Below are 19,820 nucleotides of genomic sequence, written 5' to 3' on the forward strand. Positions count from 1 at the left end.
ACAAACCCCCGGGGGGCCCCCCCCCCCCCCCCCCCGGGGGCCCCCCCCCACCCCCCCCCCGCTTTTTGACCCCGGGTTCTTACGCCAGCTTTTTAAAGACGCGGCTGGCGGCGGCGATGGTCTCGTCGATCACCGCGTCGGTGTGCTGGGCCGAGACGAAGCCCGCCTCGAACGCGGCTGGCGCGAAGTAGACGCCTTCATCCAGCATCGCGTGGAAGAACACGTTGAAGCGCGCGCGGTCGCCCGCCATCATCTCGGCGTAGTTATTCGGCGGCGTCTCGCTGAAGTACAGGCCGAACATGCCGCCCACCGAGTCGGCGCAGAACACGATGCCCGCATCCCTGGCCGCCTTGGTCAAACCGGCCGCCAGGCGCGCCGCCGAGGCGCTCAACTTGTCGTAGAAGCCCGGCTCCTGGATGATCTTCAGCGTCGTCATGCCCGCCGCCACCGCCACCGGATTGCCCGACAAGGTGCCGGCCTGGTACACGGCGCCCAGCGGCGCCATCTTGCTCATCAACTCCGCGCTGCCGCCGAAAGCCGCCACCGGCAAACCGCCGCCGATCACCTTGCCCAGCGCCGTCAGGTCCGGCTTGATGCCGTACAGCTGCTGCGCGCCGCCCAGCGCCACGCGGAAGCCGCACATCACTTCGTCGAAGATCAGCACCGCGCCATGCTTGGTGCACAGTTCGCGCATCGACTTGAGGAAGGCCTCGCTGGCCTTGATCAGGTTCATATTACCGGCCACCGGCTCGACGATGACGCAGGCGATTTCGTCGCCGAACGAGGCGAACGCCTCTTCCAGCTGCTGCACGTTGTTATAGTCGAGCACCAGCGTGTGCTTGACGAAGTCCTCCGGCACGCCGGCCGACGTCGGATTGCCGAAGGTGAGCAGGCCGCTGCCGGCCTTGACCAGCAGCGAATCGGCGTGGCCGTGGTAGCAGCCTTCGAACTTGACGATCTTGTCGCGGCCCGTGGCACCGCGCGCGAGGCGCAGCGCGCTCATGGTCGCCTCGGTGCCGGACGATACCAGCCGCACCTGCTCGATCGACGGCACCAGGCGGCAGATCTCTTCCGCCATCAGCACCTCGCCCTCGGTCGGCGCGCCGAACGACAGGCCGCGCGCGGCCGCTTCCTGCACCGCCTTCACCACCACCGGATGCGCATGGCCGACGATCGCCGGGCCCCAGGAACCGATGTAGTCGATATAGCGCTTGTCGTCCGCGTCCCAGAAGTACGGGCCTTCGGCGCGGGTGATGAAGCGCGGCGTGCCGCCCACGGAGCGGAAGGCGCGCACCGGCGAGTTGACGCCGCCTGGCGTGGTTTTCTGTGCGCGCTCGAACAGCACGTCATTTTTCGAAATCGTGGTCATGATGGCATCTTCAATATCAAGTTGGTAAAGCCTGCTGCAGATGGAAAAAGCGGTTCGGCACGAATTTTCCCATGCCGTAGCGCTGCGCGTGCGCCAGCGCGCCGACGGTGTATTCCTGCGCCGACGCCACCGCCTCGGGCACGTCGGCGCCGCGCGCCATGTAGGCCGTCACCGCCGCCGACAAGGTGCCGCCGGCGCCGATGAACGGGCCCGCCATGTGCTGCCAGGCGTCGTGGCTGATCATGCCGTCGGCGCCGAACAGCGTGTTGGCCAGCGTGGCCGCGCCGAGCGGAGAGGCGGCCGCGTCGCCCGACGCGGCGCCGGCCGCCGTGCCGGTGACCAGCACGAATTCGCAGCCCAGGGCCAGCAGGTGCTCGACGTCTGATTCCAGCGTGTCCTCGCCGCCTTCGCGCCAGGTTTCGGCCAGGCGGCCCAGCTCCACTTGCGACAGCATCAGCAGCGTCGCCTGCGGCACCAGCAGCTGGCGCAGGGCGGTCAGCAGTTCCTCGGCGTCGTCGGCGTCGGCCGGATCGGGCAGGCGGGAACTGAAGGGATCGAGTATCAGCGGGGCGTCCGGGTAGTCGGACAGGATCTCGGCGATCGCCGCCACCTGCTCGACATTGGACAGCGCGCCGACCTTGAAGGCGGCCATCGTCATGTCCTCGAGGACCACACGGGCCTGGTCGGAGACCCAGTCGGGATCGATTTCCTGCATGTCTTCGACACGGGCACTGTCGCCGATCAGCAACGCGGTGGTCACCGCCAGGCCGGTGCAGGAGAGGGCGGAAAATGCCGCCAGGTCGGCCTGGACGCCTATCGCGCCGGCCGGATCGGCAGCGCCGAAGCTTAATATGAGAGGAGAAGTTTGGTTTTGCACGGCGGGTAGATTAAGATACCTAATTCAGCATTTTACTTGATTGAAGGGTGGCAGAACGTGAGTAGCAATGAAACAACGCAGGAGTTCCAAACCTGGATGTGCCTGATCTGTGGCTGGATCTACGATGAAGAAGCCGGCCTTCCCGACGAAGGCATCGCCGCCGGCACCCGCTGGGCCGATGTGCCGATGAACTGGAGCTGCCCGGAATGCGGCGCCCGCAAGGACGATTTCGAGATGGTAGCCATCTGATCGGCCCTGCCAGCGCCGCGCCCGTCGCCGTCCTCCTGTGCTATGGTATAGCACCATTCCTGCGAACTGATTATGACGACCACGCCGCACGCTGAATTGACAAACAAGGCATTGAAAATCATGGTGATCGACGACAGCAGCACGATTCGTCGATCGGCCGAGATCTTCCTGACCCAGGCCGGCTACCAGGTGGTGCTGGCCGAGGATGGCTTCGACGCTCTGGCCAAGATCAACGACCACCATCCGGCGCTGGTCTTCTGCGACATCCTGATGCCGCGCCTGGACGGCTACCAGACCTGCGCGCTGATTAAAAAGAGCGCCAAATTCCACGCCACGCCGGTGCTGATGCTCTCCTCCAAGGACGGCCTGTTCGACCGCGCGCGCGGTGCCATGGTCGGCTCGGCCGCCTATCTGACCAAACCTTTTACCAAAGACAGCCTGCTGGCCGCCGTGCGCGAGCACACCGGCGGCGGCGCTGCCGCACCCGAATAAGAAAGCCCCAGGGGATACCATGGCCATACAAAGAATTCTGATCGTCGACGATTCGCCCACTGAGCGCTACTACCTGACCGACATCCTGGTCAAGAACGGCTTTTCCGTCTCCACCGCCGAGAACGGCGAAGAGGCGCTGGCCAAGATCAAGGCCGACAAACCGCAGCTGATCCTGATGGACGTGGTCATGCCGGGCGCGAACGGCTTCCAGGTGACCCGTTCGATCGCCCGCGATCCCGAACTGCAGGACGTGCCGGTGATTATCTGCTCCAGCAAGAACCAGGAGACCGACCGTATCTGGGGCCTGCGCCAGGGCGCGCGCGACTACCTGGTCAAGCCGGTCGATGCCGCCGAGCTGCTGGCCAAAATCGCGGCTCTCGGTTAATCGACGAGCGCGATGAGCAGCCACACGCCCGACACCCCCGTCCCTGCGAACGGCCCGGAACGCCGCAGCCGCCTGCGCCAGTATCAGGTGCAGCTGCTCGAACGCATGCAGGCAGCCAAGACCGGCGCCGCTGCCGGCGGCCGTGAACTCGGCGTGCTGCTGGGCGGCCGCCACTGCCTGCTGGACCTGACCCAGATCAGCGAGATCGTGCCGCCGCAACCGGTGACGCCGGTGCCGCTGGCGCAGGACTGGTACCAGGGCCTGGCCAATATACGCGGCAACCTGACCGGCGTGATCGACCTGGCGCGCTACCAGGGCCTGTCCGCCGGCGACACGGCGGCGGCCGAGCGGCGCCTGATCACATTTTCGCCCGTGCTGGGCTTCAATTGCGCGCTGCTGGTCGAGCGCGTGCTGGGACTGCGCAAGCTGGCCGACATGACGGCCGCCAGCGACGCGCCCGACCAGTTCACCGACGCCGATGGCCAGCAGTGGATCCGTATCGACCTCGCGCAACTGGTGCGCGAACCCCGTTTCAGTCAAGTTGGTCTCGTGTAGCTGAGTAGTAAAAACTAATCCGGAGAGGGTGTAATGGCTTTCAACATGGGTATTTTCTCGCGTGGCAACCGGAATGCCGGCCAGGACATGGCAGCGAATTCAGAATTCGGCGAAGCCGGCGATTCACAGTTCATGCAGAACGCCGCCGAGGCGGGCAAGGGAGCTGCCGCGGCAGCGGCAGCTTCCGCCGCCCCCGCCGCCGGACAGGACGACCATCCCGACAACAACGCCGGCACCGACAGCGCGGCGCCGCTGCGCCTGCGCGATGCGCTGGGCCGTCGCGGCGCGCCCGTCGCAGCCGCCGAGGCGGGGGGCGGTTTCAAGCTGCCGCTGATCGGCCACCTGCCGGCGCAGCGCCAACTGAGCGTGCTGTCGACGGCGCTGGCGGTCAGCCTGGCGCTGAGCGCCGCCTTCGTCGCCCTCAACACCATCCACAGCGGCAACCGCTCCACCCAGACCCAGATCGCCAGCGACGCGCTGATGCACTCGCAGCGCATCGGCAAGGCCACGCCGAACGCGGTGCAGGGCAGTGCCGAAGGCTTCCGCCAGCTGGAGGAAAGCCGCAAGGAGTTGAACAACGACTTCACGCTGATGACGCGCGGCGGCCGCTATCAGGGCCGCGAGATCGGCCAGCCGATATCGTCGCTGGCGCCCATAGTCGCGGCGGCGCGCAAGCAGTGGAACCAGACGGACAAGGCGGCCAACACCATCCTGCTGCTGAAGGCGGACCTGAGCGGCGTCGACAAGACGCTGCAAAAGCTCAACGCGATGTCGCCCGAACTGCTGACACGCGCCGAGGAAATCTCCGCCCTCAAGCTGCAGCGCGGCGGTTCGGCGCGCGAGATCGCGGCGCTCGGCAAGCTGACCATGCTGACCCAGCGCATGAGCCGCAGCGCCAGCGAGTTCCTCCTCGGCGGCGGCGTCAAATCGGAAAGCGCGTTCCAGCTGGGACGCGACACCACCGTGTTCCGCAACACCGTCGACGGCTTCCTCAACGGCAGCGCGCCGCTGGGGCTGACCGCCGTGCGCGAGCCGGACCTGCGCGAAAAAATCATCGTGCTGAAAACCGAATTCGAGGAATACCAGAAGCTGGTCACGGCCATCCTCGACAGGCTGGACAAGTTCAGCGCCGCCAAGGCCGCCGAAGAGCTGATCTTTAACGACAACGAAGCGCTGCGCCAGCGCCTGTCGGTGCTGCAGCAAGCCTACCGCGAAGATCAGGATTCCCTGGGCTTGACGTTCTGGCTGATGGTGGTCGGCGGCATGCTGACGCTGATCTCGGCGGCGGCCATCGGCCGCGTGCTGCTGATGGATTCGTACAACCGCACCCGCGGCGCGGACCGCCGCCGCCAGGAAGCGGAAGCCATGCGCCAGCAATCGCAGCGCAAGGAAGAAGAAGCGAAGGCCATGAATGACCAGAACCAGGCCGCGATTCTGCGCCTGATGAACGAGCTGCAGGAAGTGGCGGACGGCGACCTGACGGTGCAGGCCACGGTGTCCGAGGACATCACCGGCGCCATCGCCGACTCGGTCAACTACACGGTCGAAGAGCTGCGCGGGCTGGTCGGCCGCGTCACCGCCACCGCCGAGCAGGTGACCAAGGCGTCCACCCACGCGCAGACAATTTCCAGCGACCTGCTGCTGGCATCCCAGCAGCAGTCGCGCGAGATCCAGGATGCGTCGGCCACCGTGGTCAAGATGGCCAACGAGATCACCGACGTGTCGCGCTCGGCCAGCGAATCGGCCGACGTGGCGCGCCAGTCGGTGGCGGCGGCGCAGCAGGGTTCGACGGCGGTGGAAAACGCCATCAAGGGCATGCACGAGATCCGCGAGCAGATCCAGGACACGTCCAAGCGCATCAAGCGGCTGGGCGAATCGTCGCAGGAGATCGGCGAGATCACCGAGCTCATTTCCGACATTACCGAACAGACCAACGTGCTGGCGCTGAACGCGGCGATCCAGGCCGCGTCGGCCGGCGAGGCGGGACGCGGCTTCTCGGTGGTGGCGGAAGAGGTGCAGCGCCTGGCGGAACGCTCGGCCGAGGCGGCCAAGCAGATCGGCGCGCTGGTGCGGACGATTCAAACCGATACCCACGACGCCGTGGCCGCGATGGAGAAGTCGACCCAGGGCGTGGTCGAGGGCGCGCGCCTGTCCGACGCGGCCGGCGCGGCGCTGAGCGACATTTCGCAGGTGTCGAACCGCCTGGCCGAACTGATCTCCGGCATCTCGCTGGCGACCGGCCAGCAGGCCACGTCGGCCACCGGCGTGGCGCAGAACATCCAACACATTTTGACGGTGACCGAGCAGACGCAGGACGGTACCCAGCAAACCGCACAATCGATTCATAAGCTGTCAGTGCTGGCGCAGGAATTGAAAAACTCGGTGGCGCGATTCCGCATCGCGTCCTGAACCGCCCATCATTGAAAGGCCGAGGCAAGCATGACCACAACTGATTTTTCGAACCCGCCGCAACCGCAATTCGATACCGGCCCCCTGTCGTGGGTAATGGTGGAAATCCGCGAGTCGCTGGCACGCTCGAAGACCGCGCTGTTCGAAGCGGGCGGCCGGGCACCGGAAGATCAGGCGACCCAGCTGCAGCACGCCAAGTCCCATCTGCACCAGGCGCACGGCGCCCTGCAGATCGTCGACGTGGACGGCGTGGCACTGATGACGCAGGTGGCGGAAGAGGCGCTGGACCGCTTCAAGGCCGGCACGCTCAAGTGCAGCACCGACCATGCGCAGACGCTGGCCGAGCTGTATCAGGCGCTGGTGGAGTATCTGCAGGAGCTGCTGGACGGCGCGCCGCCGCAGCCGGTCAAGCTGTTCCCTTACTACCGCGCGGTGCAGCAGATGATGGGCGTGGAGCGCATCCATCCGGCCGACCTGTTCTATCCGGACCTGTCGCGCGGGGCCGGCCTGCCGTTGGCGGCCGATGCCGGCGCCGCCGACTATGCGGCATTCCGGCAGCGGTTTGAAAAATCGCTGCTGCCTTACCTGAAGAGCACCGACGCGGCGCAGCAGCAGGAACATGCCGCCGCGCTGCGCGACGCGGTCAAGCTGGTGGCCGACGCGCAGCAGGACGGCAAGGCGCGCGCCTTCTGGGTGGCGATGCAGGGCTTCGCCGAGCTGGTGGCCAGCGGCGAACTGGCGGGCGGCCTGTACGTCAAGCAGCTGTTTGGCCTGATCAATCTGCAGATCCGTCGTCTGAGCCAGGGCGCCGCCGCCCAGCCGGAAGCGATGCTGCGCGACGCCTTGTTCTTCATCGCCGCCGCCGGACCGTCGTCGGCGTCGGAAACCGTGCAGCAACTGCGCCGCGTCTTTGCGCTCGATGGACTGGTGCCGGCCGACTACGAAGCCCGCCGCTACGGCCAGATCGACCTGGAAGCGCTGGAGCGCGCCAGGACCGCCATGGCGCAAGCCAAGGCCGCATGGGACAGGCTGGCCGACGCGGTGATCGATCCTGAACTGGATGCGGCCTTCGGCGCAGCCTTGGCCGATGCCGCCGCCGAATGCGAAAAACTGGCCTTGCCGGCGCTGTGCACCCTGCTGCGCCAGCTGGCCGACGTGGCGCGCACCGCAGTCACCGCCGGCCGCAGCGAGGAGCTGGCGCTGGAGATGGCGACCGCGCTGCTGTTCGCCGAACACGGTCTGGAACAGATCCGCCACCTGCCGGACGATTTCGCCGCGCATGCCGACACGATAGGCGCGCGCCTGCTGGCGCTGGTGGCCGGCGATACGCCGCCGGCTCCTGCCCAATGGCAGAACGGCCTGGCGCGCCAGCTGCAGCAGGACGACACGGTGGTCGCGCTGGCGATGGAAATGAAGACCGGCCTGCGCCAGGTGGAGAAGGTGCTCGACGAGTACTACGTCGATCCGTCCCGTCGCCCGTCGCTGGTGGAACTGGATCCGGTGCTGCACCAGCTGCAAGGCGCGCTGGCGATCCTCGACCAGGAAGACGCGATGCGCGCGGCCCAGCATGTGAAGGCCGCCGTGCAGGGCCTGGCGGCCGGCGGCGGCGATCCGTCGCTGGAGCCGAAGACGCTGGACGACATTGCGCAGAACGTCGGCGCGCTGGGCTTCTTTGTCGACATGCTGGCGCAGAACGCGCCGGGTGCGCGCGAGCGCTTTGCCTTCGACGCGGAGCATGGCAGCTTCCGCTCGGTGCCGTTCAAGAAGATGCCGGCTTCGGAATCGATCCCTGTGCTGGAAGAGCAGGTGCCGGCACCTGCGCCGTCGTCGATGCCGTTGGCGGCGCCCGCGCCTGCGCCCAGCGATGCGGCGGTGGAAGCTGAACTGCTGGAGATATTTATCGCCGAGGCGCGCGAGGTTTTGCAGTTTGTCGATGGGACGCTGGCCAAGCCGCGTTCGGAGTCGGGCGGCGAAGAGAGCCTGGCCATGCTGCGCCGCTCCTTCCATACGCTCAAGGGCAGCGGGCGCATGGTCGGCCTGAACCAGTTTGCCGACGCCGCGCATGCGATAGAGCGGGTGATGAATGTCTGGATGGCGGAAGCCCGGCCGGCTAGCGATGCCTTGTTCGACCTGCTCGGCAGGGCTGCGCAGGACATGGGGGCGTGGGTGGCGGAGCTGGTCGCCAGCGGCGTTTCGTCGCGCAATGCCGATGCGCTGGTCGCAGCCGCTGCCCGGGTGCAGGAGGGGGGCGATTTCACCATCGACGAGGCGCCTTCTGCCGAGGGCGCGGCGCCACCGGTCGAGGAGATCGAGGCCGTGGCACCGCCGCCGGAGGACGAGGTGCCGGCCGTTGAGGAAATCGCTCCCGCGCCGCTGGTCGTCAGCGGCAACGTCATCGAATTCCCGACCATCACGCCGGCGGTGCCGCGCGACGACAACGTCAAGCATATCGGCGATCTGGAGATCGCCCTGCCGCTGTACAACATCTATCTGCACGAGACGGACGAACTGGTTCGCTTGCTGACGCAGGACTTCGGCGAATGGCGTCACGAGCCGCGCCGTCCGGTGAACGCAGCGGCCTTGCAGGCGTCGCATACGCTGGCCGGGACTTCGGGCACGGTGGGGTTCAAGGCGCTGCGCGAGTTGGCGCTGGCGCTGGAGTCGACGCTGCAGGCGCTGCTGCCGCCGGCGCCGCACCTGGACCAGGTGCAGCATGACCTGCTGGACTTTACGATTGAACGCATCCGCCAGATGCTGCACAGTTTTGCTGCCGGCGAAATGCCCGCTTCGCAGCCGGAGCTGCTGACCGCCTTGCATGACCTGCGCGAGGAACTGGCGGCCACGCCGCCCGCGGCCAGCAACGATATCGAGGCGCGCCTGGATGATCTGGTGGCCGAGACGATGGACAACATCACGTCGCCGCCGGAACCGGTCGAGTCGGCGCTGGATCAGCTGTTCCGCGAGACGTATAACGCAATCAGCGGCAGCGTGCCGGAGTCTGACGTGGAGGCGCCCGAGCAGCCGGCACCGAAAAAAGCACCGGCGCCTGCGGATGACATAGACGATTTGTTCAACGCCGCCTTCGACGATACCTTTGCCGAGCCGCCGCTCAAGATCGCCGCGCCACTCGCGCCGGAGCCGGAGCCTGTGCCGCCGGTCCTCGCGCTCGAACCCGAACCGGAGCCAGAGCCTCAGCCCGAGCCAGAGCCAGAGCCAGAGCCAGAGCCAGAGCCGCAAGCGGCCGAACCCGAGCCCCAAGCCGCCGCGCCGGCGCTTGACTCAACGCCCGAGCCGATGCCCGAGCTGGACACGGAAATCATCGAGCTGCCGCCCGCCGAAGCGGAAATCCTGACCGCCGCGCCGGCGATCTTCCACGACGAACTGGACGCCGACCTGCTGCCGGTATTCCTGGAGGAGGGCGCCGACCTGCTGCCGCAAGTGGGCGAATCGCTGCGCGCCTGGCAGCATCAGCCTGCCGATCCCTCACATGCGCAAAGCCTGCTGCGCCTGCTGCACACCGTCAAGGGCAGCGCCCGCATGGCCGGCGCGATGCGTCTCGGCCAGCACGCGCACGAAATCGAAACCCACATTGAAAACATGGTGCACGCCGGTTCCGCCACGCCGCAAGCGTTCGACGAACTGCTGGCACACTACGACCACGCGCTGCTGTTGTTCGAACAACTGCAGCACCCGGAGGCGCTGCAGCAGGCCGGCACTTCCGGCCTGGCCGCCGATGTCGGCAGCATGGACGCCGGCGCCGCCGCGATCGCAGGCACCGATGGCGTCGTCGCGCTCGACGTGGATGCCTACGCCGGTGCCGCCGTCGAGTCGCCCGCCGGCGACACCGCCAAGCCCACCGCTCCGGCCCCGGTAACAATCGACGATCCGCAGCCCGGCGCCAAATCGCCGCTGGTCCGCGTTCGCGCCGACATCCTCGACCGCCTGGTGAACCAGGCCGGCGAAGTCTCGATCTCCCGCTCCAAGCTGGAAAACGAAGTGGAGACGCTGCGCTCCTCGCTGTTCGACTTCTCGGAAAACCTCACGCGGCTGCGCCGTCAATTGCGCGAAGTCGAAATGCAGGCCGAATCGCAGATCGCCTCGCGCATGTCGATCTCCAGCGAGCGCGAATTCGATCCGCTCGAATTCGACCGCTTCACGCGCCTGCAGGAGCTGACCCGCATGATGGCGGAAAGCGTCAACGACGTCGCCTCCTTCCACGAAAGCCTGACCCGCAGCGTCGACAACGCCGGCGAAGACCTGGTGCTGCAAGCGCGCCTGACGCGCGACCTGCAGCGCGACCTGATGCGCGTGCGCATGGTGCCGTTCGCCAGCATCTCGGAGCGGCTGTTCCGCGTCGCCCGCCAAAGCGCCAAGGAGGTGGACAAGCGCGTCAACCTCGATATCCGTGGCAGCGCCGTTGAAATCGACCGCAGCGTGCTGGAACGCATGGCCGCGCCGTTCGAGCACCTGCTGCGCAACGCCATCGCCCACGGCGTGGAAAGCCGCGCCGGCCGCGGCGAGGCGGGCAAGAACGAAACGGGTGAACTGCTGGTGCAGGTGGCCCAGCAGGGCAATGAGGTCGTCATCGAATTTACCGACGACGGCGCCGGCCTCGATCTGGAGCGCATCCGCGCCAAGGCGGTCAGCAACGGCCTGCTGCGCGAAGACGAGGAAGTCACCGATGCCCAGATCGCCGACCTGATTTTCGAACCCGGTTTCTCCACCGCAGAATCGCTGACCGAGCTGTCGGGACGCGGCGTCGGCATGGACATCGTGCAGTCCGAAGCACAAGCGCTGGGCGGCCGCGTCGACATGTTCTCCGAACGCGGCAAGGGCACAAAATTTACCATCCACCTGCCGCTGACGCTGGCCGTCACCCAGGTGGTGCTGCTGGCCGCGGGCGGCAAGACATACGCGCTGCCGGCCATCCTGGTCGAGCAGGTGCTGCAGATGAAGGAAGCCGCGCTGGCGGAAGCGCACCGCAACGGCCACGTGCCGATCCAGGGCCAGCAGGCGGCGCTGCATTACCTGCCAGTCTTGCTCGGCGCCGGCGGTGCGCAGCCGCCGGTGCAGCGCTCCTCGCCGGTGATGATGCTCAAGAACGGCAACGAGCGGCTGGCGGTGCAGGTCGACGAGGTGCTCGGCAACCGCGAGGTGGTCATCAAGAACATCGGCCCGCAGTTGGCGCGCATGGTCGGCATCGCCGGCGCCACGGTGCTCGGTTCCGGCGATATCGTGCTGATACTGAACCCGGTGGCGCTGGCGCAGCACCTGGCGCATCATCCGGAACTGAAGGCGCAGCACGCACAGGCGGACGGGCGCGATCGGGCGGCGCATCAGCGCGGACGTTCCATCATGGTGGTGGACGATTCGATGACGGTGCGCCGCGTGACGCAGCGCCTGCTCGAGCGCGAAGGCTACACCGTCGTCCTGGCCAAGGACGGCGTGGACGCGCTGGAGCAGTTGCAGGGCAGCGCGCCGGACCTGATGCTGGTCGATATCGAGATGCCGCGCATGGACGGCTTCGACCTGACCCGCAACGTGCGCGGCGACGACCGCACCAAGGACATCCCTATCATCATGATTACCTCGCGCAGCGCCGACAAGCACCGCAACTACGCGCTGCAACTGGGGGTGAACGCCTACTTCGGCAAGCCGTTCCAGGAGCCGGTGCTGCTGGACGCGATCGAAGGGCTGCTGAAACAGTAAGGCATTTGCAAGCCATTTGTGGGTAGTACAAGATTACCTTTCTTCCTGCGGTCATCGATATTCCATCGGTGGCGCTCTCTTACAGGAAGAAAGCATCATGTCAGTCACCAGCACTTACTCATTCATACAGGGCTTCTTTAATGGAGTCTTTGTCGGCCAGAATACCGTCAAGGCGGCGGACCAGCCGTTTTCCGAATCGCCTCCGGGCAGCGGCGTGTTCGTCGTCCATCGTCCCAACGGCGAAAACCTGGTCGATCTGGGCAAGCTGATTAACACCAACGCCAACGTCGGCATGGTCGCCACACAGCTGATCAGCTCCGGCGCCTCGTTGACCAGCGGCCTGCGGGTGCAGGCCACGCCGTGGATCAGCGTTCCCTACTTCATGCAGTCGCCGGCCGCGCACAAGCCTTTCGACATGCTAGCCAAAGTCAATTTCGACTTCCATATCGAAACGCCGTGGTTCTGCAGCGATATCGACGGCACCATCTCGGTGTTCCTGTTCATGTTCCTCGACAGTCAGAAGCATCTGCACGTGACGGTCGACGGCACCTGGTTCTCGTTCGACGGCGGCGCGCCTTTCTGCGCCGGTCCCGCCAAGGATGCGCTGAAGAAGGCTATGCCGGCAGTGCGCAAGCAGGTGCAGGACCTGCTGCCGCAGCTGACGTCCGCCATCTCCGGCGTCAAATTCGCCAAGCCTTACTTCTTGCCGGGTAACGGCACCAAGACGGCCGGCACCTTCGTACAAAACGCCAGCAGCGACGCGTCGCTCGGCCTGCTCTTAGCTTAAAGGAAAACGAAAATGGACAAGGATCAAAAACTGGTCAGCGATATCAGCGCGCTGCTGCGCGAGGCGGGCTACACCGGCCTGACGGTGCAGAACGATCACTACGGCACACTGCTCAATGCCACCCGCGAACGTAGCGGCGTGGTGCTGCGGATGTCGCCGGACATGCAGAAGGTCGGCCGCCGCACCGAAGAAGGCGCGGCGGAAGCACGCACCGCGCGGCTGGACGTGCACGAGGTGCCGGTGATGGAAGGCGTCGCCGAACAGCTGCGCGCCAATCCGGAACTGGCCAGGGCCATGAACATCCCGGCCGAGCATTTGAAATACATCATGTAGCACGCTTGGGTCCGGCCTGCACTGCGTGTTGCGCAGGTCCGGACCTCGCCGCGGCAACTGCGCCGGCGATCAGTTGCTGCGCCAGCGCCTCGATCTCCGGCGCCACCGGCGCGCCCAGCGTGCTCAATGCCACGCGCTGGTAGCGCCGGTAGGCCGCCAGTCCCTCTTCAAAGCGCGCACCGTCGAGATGGATGCGCATCAGGTCTGCGTTCAACGCCTTGCAGCATTGGTCCGCTTCCAGCGCCCGTTCCAGCAACTGCACGGCGGCGGCCGTGCGGCCGGCCTGCGCCAGCTGGCGTCCGGCGTCGCCCAGGGTTCGCGCCAGCTTGCCGCGCCATAGTTCGCGCCGCGCCAGCAGCCATGGCGCGCTGTCCCCGGCCAGCAATTCTCCCCGATACAGCGACAGCGCCTGTGTGGCGGCCATCAGCAGCGCGGTCTCCAGCGGCGCATTCGCACCCGCACCTGCATCGGCGCCCCAGGCGCGCGTCAGTTCCTGCAAGCGTGGCAGCAGTTGCTCCAGTGCCGCCGTGTCGCTCCAGCACTGCTGTGGCGCCAGCGACAGTACTCCTTGCTCCAGCAGGATGCTGCCCGCGCCGATGGTCGCGCGCAATCGCGACAGCGTGGTCTCCAGCGCATGGCGGGCGGTATCGCCGTCGGCGTCGGGCCACAGCAATTCCGCCGCCCGTTCCAGCGTGACGCTACCCGGCGCATGGGCGGCGACCAGCTTCAGGATGTCGAGTTGGCGGTGCTTGGACTTGCCTTGCGAGCGCAACGGCTCGCCGGCGATGCGCAATTCGAAGCCGCCGAAAGTGCGCACCTGCACCGGCCATGGCCAGTTGTCGCCGGCGTCGGGCGGCGGCGCCAGGCGCCAGGCGCGCACCAGCATGCAGGCGGCACCGGGCAGGATGCCGGCGGCCAGCGCATGGGCGCACAGCGGTTGCAGGATATGCGGTGTGGCGAAGGTCAGGTAGCCGCCGCCCTGAGCGGCGACGTGGTTCAGCGCGCGGCGCAGCTTGTCCTGCGCCAGCAGCAGCTGCACCGGCTGCGCGCGCTGCAGCTGCGCCAGCGGCTGGGCGTGGCCGTCGGCGCCGGCGATGAACAGCCAGGCCTCCAGCAGGTCGGCCCAGGTTTGCGCCAGCGGCGAACGGTAGTCGACGGCATGCCGGCGCAGCACGGCGGTTTCGGCTGCGCAGCGCTCGCGGTCGAGCAGCGTGTAGGCGACGCAGCCGGCGGCCTGCGCATACACCTCGTACGGCACGCTGCCGAAGCGCAGCGCCGCCTCGTGCGCCATGTGGGCATGGGCCAGCGCGCTGTGGCCGTCGCCGTTATAGCTGGCCAGCCAGGTTCGCGTCAGCTGCAGGTGGGCCACCAGGTTGTGGTGCTGCGGCGGCGTTTGCGCCGCCACTTCGGCGATGACGGCGACCGCTTTGCCAGGCTCTCCGCGCAGCAGGCAGGCGGCGGCGTGCAGCAGCGCGTAGTGGCTGTCCATGATGCGGATGCCGCTGCTTTCGGAGCTTGCGCGGCAGGCCGCGTAGGTGGCGTCGAAGCGGTCGTGGTCCATGGCGGTCAAGGCGTCGTACAGCTGCACCAGATGCGACAGGTAGCGCGCGTAGGGCGGCAGCGCGGCCGCTTCCGGCATCGCGTCCACCAGCTCGCGCACCGCGTGCACGGCGGCGTAGCGGCCGGACTGGTAGTAGTGCTGGCCCAGCATCGCGCCCAGCCTCACCTTCAATGTCGGCTCGCCCGGCTGGCGCAGCACTTCCTGCGCGCGCTGTTCCCACAAATCCATGTCCTGGTGGCCGGGATCGGTCATGAACAAGCCGCTCCACACGCTGTGCGTCAGGTGCGCCTTGAGCGCGGAGCCGGGCAGGCGGTCGTAGTCCTCCGCCGGATCGACGTGCTGCCGCAGGAAGGCGCGCAGCGGCTGTTCGGCGGCGCCGTCGAAGAAGTAGGAACTGATGATGGCGCTCAGCGCCTGGAAGCGGTGCGTGGGCTGGTTTTGTTCGGTGAACGCCTGCAGCGCCTTGAGCAGCGCGGCGCGGGCGCGCGCGGTGTCGCTCATGAAGACGGCCAGTCCAAGCCAGTAGTAATGCCAGGCATTGCGATGCGCTTCGGGCAGGGCGTCGATCCAGCGCGCCAGCGTGGTGTGGCGGGCGCTGGCGAACATCGATTCGGCGCTGGCTTCGATCAGTCCGGCCGCGCGTTCGGGCATGCCGTGTTCCAGTGCCAGCTTGATGGCCGCATCGCCGCTGCCGTCGGCCAGCAGCACGTCGATGCAGCCGGCGATCCATGCGCGGCGCTGCTCTTCGCCGACGCGGGTGGCGGCCCATTTGCGCAGGAAGCCCTGGAACAGCGGATGCAGCGCGTACTGGCGGCCGGGGTATTCGTAGATCAGCGCGCCCTGCGCGGCCAGCCGGGCGACGATGTCGGCCGCGTGCGGCGCGCCGGACAGCGCCGCCGCCCAGGCGCCGCTGAAGTGCGGCAGCCAGCAGACAGCCAGCAGCGTCGCCCGTTCCTCGTCGCTGTAGGCGCTGAAGACTTCCTCCGCGAGGTAGCCGATCATCGCCTCCGACAGCACGTCCTCCGCCGCCAGCGCGGCGCCGGGGCGGCGCTTCAGCCACGACGCCACCAGCGCGATGCCGGCGGCCCAGCCGCGCGTGAAGGCATAGACGCTGTCGGCGACGGTGTCGGCCTGGCCCACGCCCAGCACATTCAGCAGCACTTCGGTTTCATCGCGGGTGAAGGCCAGCGCCGTGCTGTCCAGTTCATGCATGTCGCCATGCGCCAGCAGGCGCGCGCAGGCGGCCGGCGGCAGCGCGCGGCTCAGCACCACCACCTTGCTGGCCGGCGGCAGCTCGGTGGCCAGCGTTTCGAGGAACTGGCGGAACCACGGCGCGTCCTGGCAGCGGTGGGCGTCGTCCATGACGATGCAGCTGGCCGGCGCCAGCGCCGCGCCCAGCGAGCGCGCGTACAGCCGCAGATAGCCCTGCGGCGCCGGCAGGTGTTCGCGCAGCAGCGGCGGCGGTTGCCAGCCGGGCGCCACGCCGCCGTTGACGATGGCTTGTTCGAAGTAGAGCAGGAAGCTGGCGGGATCGGTGTCGGCTTCGTCCAGCCGCAGCCAGGCCACGGTGGGACCGGCGGCCTGGCAGAATTCCAGCCCCAGGCTGGTCTTGCCGGAACCGGCCGGCGCGGCGATCCAGGTCAGCGTGGCGGGGGAGTCGAGCACCGTCTGCACGGCGCTGTGGCGGCCGATCAGGCGGGCGACCGGACGGGAGGTTTTGGCGAGTGATGCCATGATGGTGATTCCTCGAAGCGAACTGCGCAGGAACCACTAGTTTAATTCTAATTATAAAAAGAACAAATATTTAATTTCAACAACTATTTATTTGCAACAGACAACTGCAAGGGGCGCCGCCCCTTGCAAGTCCCTGCCTTAGCCAGGGTCGACCTTGTTACTCAGCGTGAAGTGCGCCTCGGCGTAGTTGTCGCCGTCGACGAACATCCACCACGTGCCGGTCTTGCCCGGGCCGATGGTGAACGGCGCCAGGTGCCCTTCCTGGTAGTTGTCGCCGTCTGCATAGCCCTCGCCGTAGCAGCGCAGCGTGGCCTTGACCTGGATGACGTCGTTGGCCAGCAGGTCCAGCGTCAGGATCAGACGCCCCATCGCGTCGTCGGCCACCTGGTCGAACACCTTGACCACGTGGGTGCTGGACGACGGTCCCAGTTGGGCGATGTTGTAGAAATCGCCGACGCTGTGCGGATAGGCCGCTGCGGCGAATTCGTAGTCGGTGGTGGCCATCCAGCCGTCGATGGTCAGGCGGCGGAACAGGTGTGAAGGCTGCTTCAGGTCCAGCGTGACGTTGGCGGTCTTGTTGGCCGCGACGGTCACCGAGGCCTCGCCGTGCAGCGCCTGTTTGTCTGCCGTCACCAGCACGCTGCCCACCGGGACGTTGGCCAGCGTGAAGCTGCCGTCGGCCGCGCTGTGCGTGAACTGGTTCTGCGAAATCTGCACGCTGGCGCCGGCCGCCGCCTTGCCGTCGAAATGCACCACGCCGTGCAGCGTGCCGGTCTGCGCCACCTTCTTCCATTTGTAGATGGTCACTTCCTCCCAGCGCGCCGGGCGGTAGATCAGCGGTTCGGCGTAGCCGTACAGCGGCGCGTCGAAGAAGCACAGGTTGGCGGGGCTGACGGCGTTGGCGTCGCCGGTCTGGCGCCAGGCGTCGGAGTCCTTGGCGTCGGATTCGCACCAGTCGGAGGCGAAGGCGTTGAGCATCTGGTTGGCGGTGTCGTCGGCGGCGTCGGTCAGCGCGTTGCCGAACCAGCCGGCACTCTCGAGCACCATCTCGTGGATCTTCGAATACAGGATCTCGCCGGCGGCGATGCGTTCGTCGGACTGGTAGACGTACAGGCCGTCCGGCGTCGACGGCACGATCTGCGCGCCGCCGGCCAGGTCGCTCTGTTCCAGCATGCCGCCTTCCATCGGCACGCCGGACTGTTTGATCGACATCCACAGCAGCGACGAGCACACCGTCGGGAAGGTGTTGGCCGCCCACTTGGCGCTGGCCGGCGCCTTGTCGGTCAGGCCGATGGCGGGCTTGGTGTAGCAGTAGAAGCGGTAGTGGCTCTTGCCGGCCTGCTGCGCCGCGAAGTCGGCGATGCCGTGCAGGGTCTGGCGGATTTCCAGCGTCTCGCTCAGAGGATCGGGCTTGACCACCATGGCCGGCACGATTTCCGGCGCCACGCCGCCCAGGTCCATTTTCGATTCGATGGTGGCGAAGCCGGCGATCGGGTACTTCTTGCCGGTCTCCGGATCGACCATGTCCTCGCCGTCGACGGCGTGGGCGACGGTTTGCGTGACCACGCCCGGCCACAGGTATTTGAGCACGTCGGGACGGGCGCCGTCGCCGCCGATGAATTCGATCAGGCGGTCTTCCGACGCCGTCGAGTGGGTGATCTCATCGCGGTTGCGGGTCATGATGCCGGAGTGCGAATAGCGCTGCGGCGGCGTCACCGTCTGCAGCACGGCGGAGATCAGGCTGCCGTTGCTGGGATTGAGGATCAGGTCGCCCTTCTTGGCGTTCATGAAACGCGCCGGCATCTGCATCCAGCGTTTTTCCTGCGTCGGCATGCAGAACATGCCGTCGGGGATGTGGTCCGGCAGGTTCCACGGATCGCACTCCTGGCCGTCGACCGGGAACGGCGGCGCCATATGCATGTCCATCGCGGTGAGCGTCGTCGGGCCGTGCAGCGCCACCGAGGAGGAGGCCGGCAGCATGCCGTAGCTGCCCAGGCGCGTTACTTCCTCCAGCGTGATCGATGTGGGGTTGGCCACCAGCTGGCGGCTGGCCAGGTCGCTCAGCAAGGTTTGCGCGGCGGCGTTGACCAGCAGCTTCTTGCTCATGTGCTGCGGCAGGTCGAAGTGCGCGCTGACGCGCACCGGCAGGCCGTTCGGCGCCGTGCCTTTGTAGTGAACGCTGAAGGCGATGGCCTGCTGCGGCACCTGCGCTTTCGGAATCGCCACGTCGATGCGGGTCGTGCCCTGGGCCTTCAGCACGATGGCGCTGGCGGCGGCCGGACGCAGTTCGAATTCGCGCGGGCCCTCTTCATACGCCAGTTCCAGCTGCATGGTGCTCAGCGTCAGGTTGGTCGCTTCCGGATTGCGCACGGTGAAGCTGGCGCGGTAGCTGCCGTCGATGAATTGGGCGCTGAAGTCGCTGCTGTCCACCGGCGGCTGCAGCACGCCGCGCTGGCGCGTCAGGAAGTAGGGATTGGCCACGCTGACGCTGCGCTGTATCACATGCGGCGCATCGCCCGGCTGCTGCACCGTCACCTTGACGTGGAACACCGTGTGCGGACGGTTCGGATTCAGCTGCGTGGCGAAATCGTGCTGCAGCGTCGGATGCGTGCTGCCCATGGCCACCGTGCCCAGTTCCCAGTTGTAGGCCGCCGCGGTGGCGCCGCCGCCGGCATTGATGGCGAGGCGAGGTCGCGTGGTCGGCAGCAGGACGGGATGGGTGGCGGCGTCGCGCGCGGCGATGGTCTGCAGGCCCATGGCCGTTTTGCGCGGCGCGATGTGAATCGGTGGACGGGTGCGCGGCGTGCCCTGGGTGCGGCGCTCCGGCGCGTTCTCCACCGTCAGTATCATCGCGGTGGGATTGTGCGGCGCCGTGCGCACCGTCAGCGTCGGCGGCTGCTTGCCGTCGGCCGGGGCGTTGATCTGGACTTCGGCTTTCAGCTTCTCGATGGCGCCGCGCTTGCCGGCCGTGACGTTGATGGTCTTCTTGCCGGCGCGGTTCCACACCAGGTACTGCTTGGAGCCGGGCACGCCGTTGATGCAGATGTTGCCCGACTCATTGTTATCGTAGGGCTGGCCGTTCGGCGCCTTGACTTCGACGCAGACGCTGTCGCCGATGGCGGCCACGGTGGGCGTGCAGACGACCGAGCCGAGCAGCGGGGTAGGGATCGTTGGAACTTGCAACATGGAAACTCCTGTAGACATTGGGAATGGTGACCTCAGGCCTGTTTGCAGCAGTCCTGGTGTTGCCAGTGTCGTCGGGAGCGGCCCACAAATCGCTCACAAATGCTAAACCCGGGGTCAGATCCGACATTTGGACACGAGCTCTGCCGTAGCAGCCGCTACGGCAGAGCTCGTGTC

Annotated in this window: 12 protein-coding genes; 8 read left to right on the forward strand and 4 right to left on the reverse strand. The window is 67.0% G+C overall.

Translation table 11 applies throughout. The annotated features are described in order from the left end of the window. Positions 1–79: 79 nt before the first annotated feature. Together hemL and thiD are read right to left on the reverse strand one after the other, a co-directional pair. Positions 80–1,369, reverse strand: coding sequence for a glutamate-1-semialdehyde 2,1-aminomutase (hemL, locus tag ACCD07_RS30865; protein WP_413449535.1), 1,290 nt, complete (start codon positions 1,367–1,369; stop codon positions 80–82). A gap of 16 nt (positions 1,370–1,385) precedes the next feature. Continuing rightward, positions 1,386–2,246 carry a bifunctional hydroxymethylpyrimidine kinase/phosphomethylpyrimidine kinase gene (thiD, locus tag ACCD07_RS30870; RefSeq protein WP_413449536.1) on the reverse strand — a complete coding sequence of 287 codons (861 nt, stop codon included), beginning with the start codon at positions 2,244–2,246 and terminating at the stop codon, positions 1,386–1,388. A gap of 96 nt (positions 2,247–2,342) precedes the next feature. Between thiD and ACCD07_RS30875 the strand changes: the two genes are divergently transcribed. The 8 genes from ACCD07_RS30875 (at position 2,343) to ACCD07_RS30910 (ending at position 13,165) form a co-directional block, all read left to right on the forward strand. Next, positions 2,343–2,495, forward strand: a complete 153-nt coding sequence (locus tag ACCD07_RS30875) for a rubredoxin (RefSeq protein WP_176652487.1) — start codon at positions 2,343–2,345, stop codon at positions 2,493–2,495. 72 nt (positions 2,496–2,567) lie between these two features. Further along, positions 2,568–2,987 (forward strand): response regulator, encoded by a 420-nt coding sequence (locus tag ACCD07_RS30880; RefSeq protein ID WP_176652488.1) that lies wholly within the window; start codon positions 2,568–2,570, stop codon positions 2,985–2,987. 19 nt (positions 2,988–3,006) lie between these two features. Then, positions 3,007–3,372, forward strand: a complete 366-nt coding sequence (locus ACCD07_RS30885; protein WP_176652489.1) for a response regulator transcription factor — start codon at positions 3,007–3,009, stop codon at positions 3,370–3,372. A 12-nt stretch (positions 3,373–3,384) separates the two neighbouring features. Continuing rightward, complete coding sequence (locus ACCD07_RS30890) at positions 3,385–3,927, forward strand: chemotaxis protein CheW (protein ID WP_413449537.1); 543 nt, start codon at positions 3,385–3,387, stop codon at positions 3,925–3,927. An 87-nt stretch (positions 3,928–4,014) separates the two neighbouring features. Beyond that, positions 4,015–6,336 (forward strand): methyl-accepting chemotaxis protein, encoded by a 2,322-nt coding sequence (locus ACCD07_RS30895; protein ID WP_176652491.1) that lies wholly within the window; start codon positions 4,015–4,017, stop codon positions 6,334–6,336. A 30-nt stretch (positions 6,337–6,366) separates the two neighbouring features. After that, a complete protein-coding gene (locus tag ACCD07_RS30900; protein WP_413449538.1) occupies positions 6,367–12,045 on the forward strand; it encodes an Hpt domain-containing protein in 5,679 nt (1,892 codons plus the stop codon). 97 nt (positions 12,046–12,142) lie between these two features. Beyond that, positions 12,143–12,832, forward strand: coding sequence for a hypothetical protein (locus ACCD07_RS30905; RefSeq protein ID WP_176652493.1), 690 nt, complete (start codon positions 12,143–12,145; stop codon positions 12,830–12,832). A 12-nt stretch (positions 12,833–12,844) separates the two neighbouring features. After that, positions 12,845–13,165 carry a hypothetical protein gene (locus tag ACCD07_RS30910; protein WP_176652494.1) on the forward strand — a complete coding sequence of 107 codons (321 nt, stop codon included), beginning with the start codon at positions 12,845–12,847 and terminating at the stop codon, positions 13,163–13,165. On the opposite strand, the gene ACCD07_RS30915 is transcribed toward ACCD07_RS30910, so the two are convergent. Together ACCD07_RS30915 and ACCD07_RS30920 are read right to left on the reverse strand one after the other, a co-directional pair. Continuing rightward, positions 13,158–16,460: a BTAD domain-containing putative transcriptional regulator gene (locus tag ACCD07_RS30915; protein ID WP_413449539.1), complete on the reverse strand. Its 3,303-nt coding sequence runs from the start codon at positions 16,458–16,460 to the stop codon at positions 13,158–13,160. The genes ACCD07_RS30910 and ACCD07_RS30915 overlap by 8 nt on opposite strands. A 138-nt stretch (positions 16,461–16,598) precedes the next feature. Beyond that, the gene (locus tag ACCD07_RS30920) at positions 16,599–19,646 is read right to left on the reverse strand and encodes a carboxypeptidase-like regulatory domain-containing protein (RefSeq protein WP_413449540.1); all 3,048 of its coding nucleotides are present in this window, start codon (positions 19,644–19,646) and stop codon (positions 16,599–16,601) included. Between the last annotated feature and the right edge of the window lie 174 nt (positions 19,647–19,820).

The organism is Duganella sp. Dugasp56, from assembly GCF_047304105.1.
Classification (GTDB): domain Bacteria; phylum Pseudomonadota; class Gammaproteobacteria; order Burkholderiales; family Burkholderiaceae_D; genus Rugamonas; species Rugamonas hordei.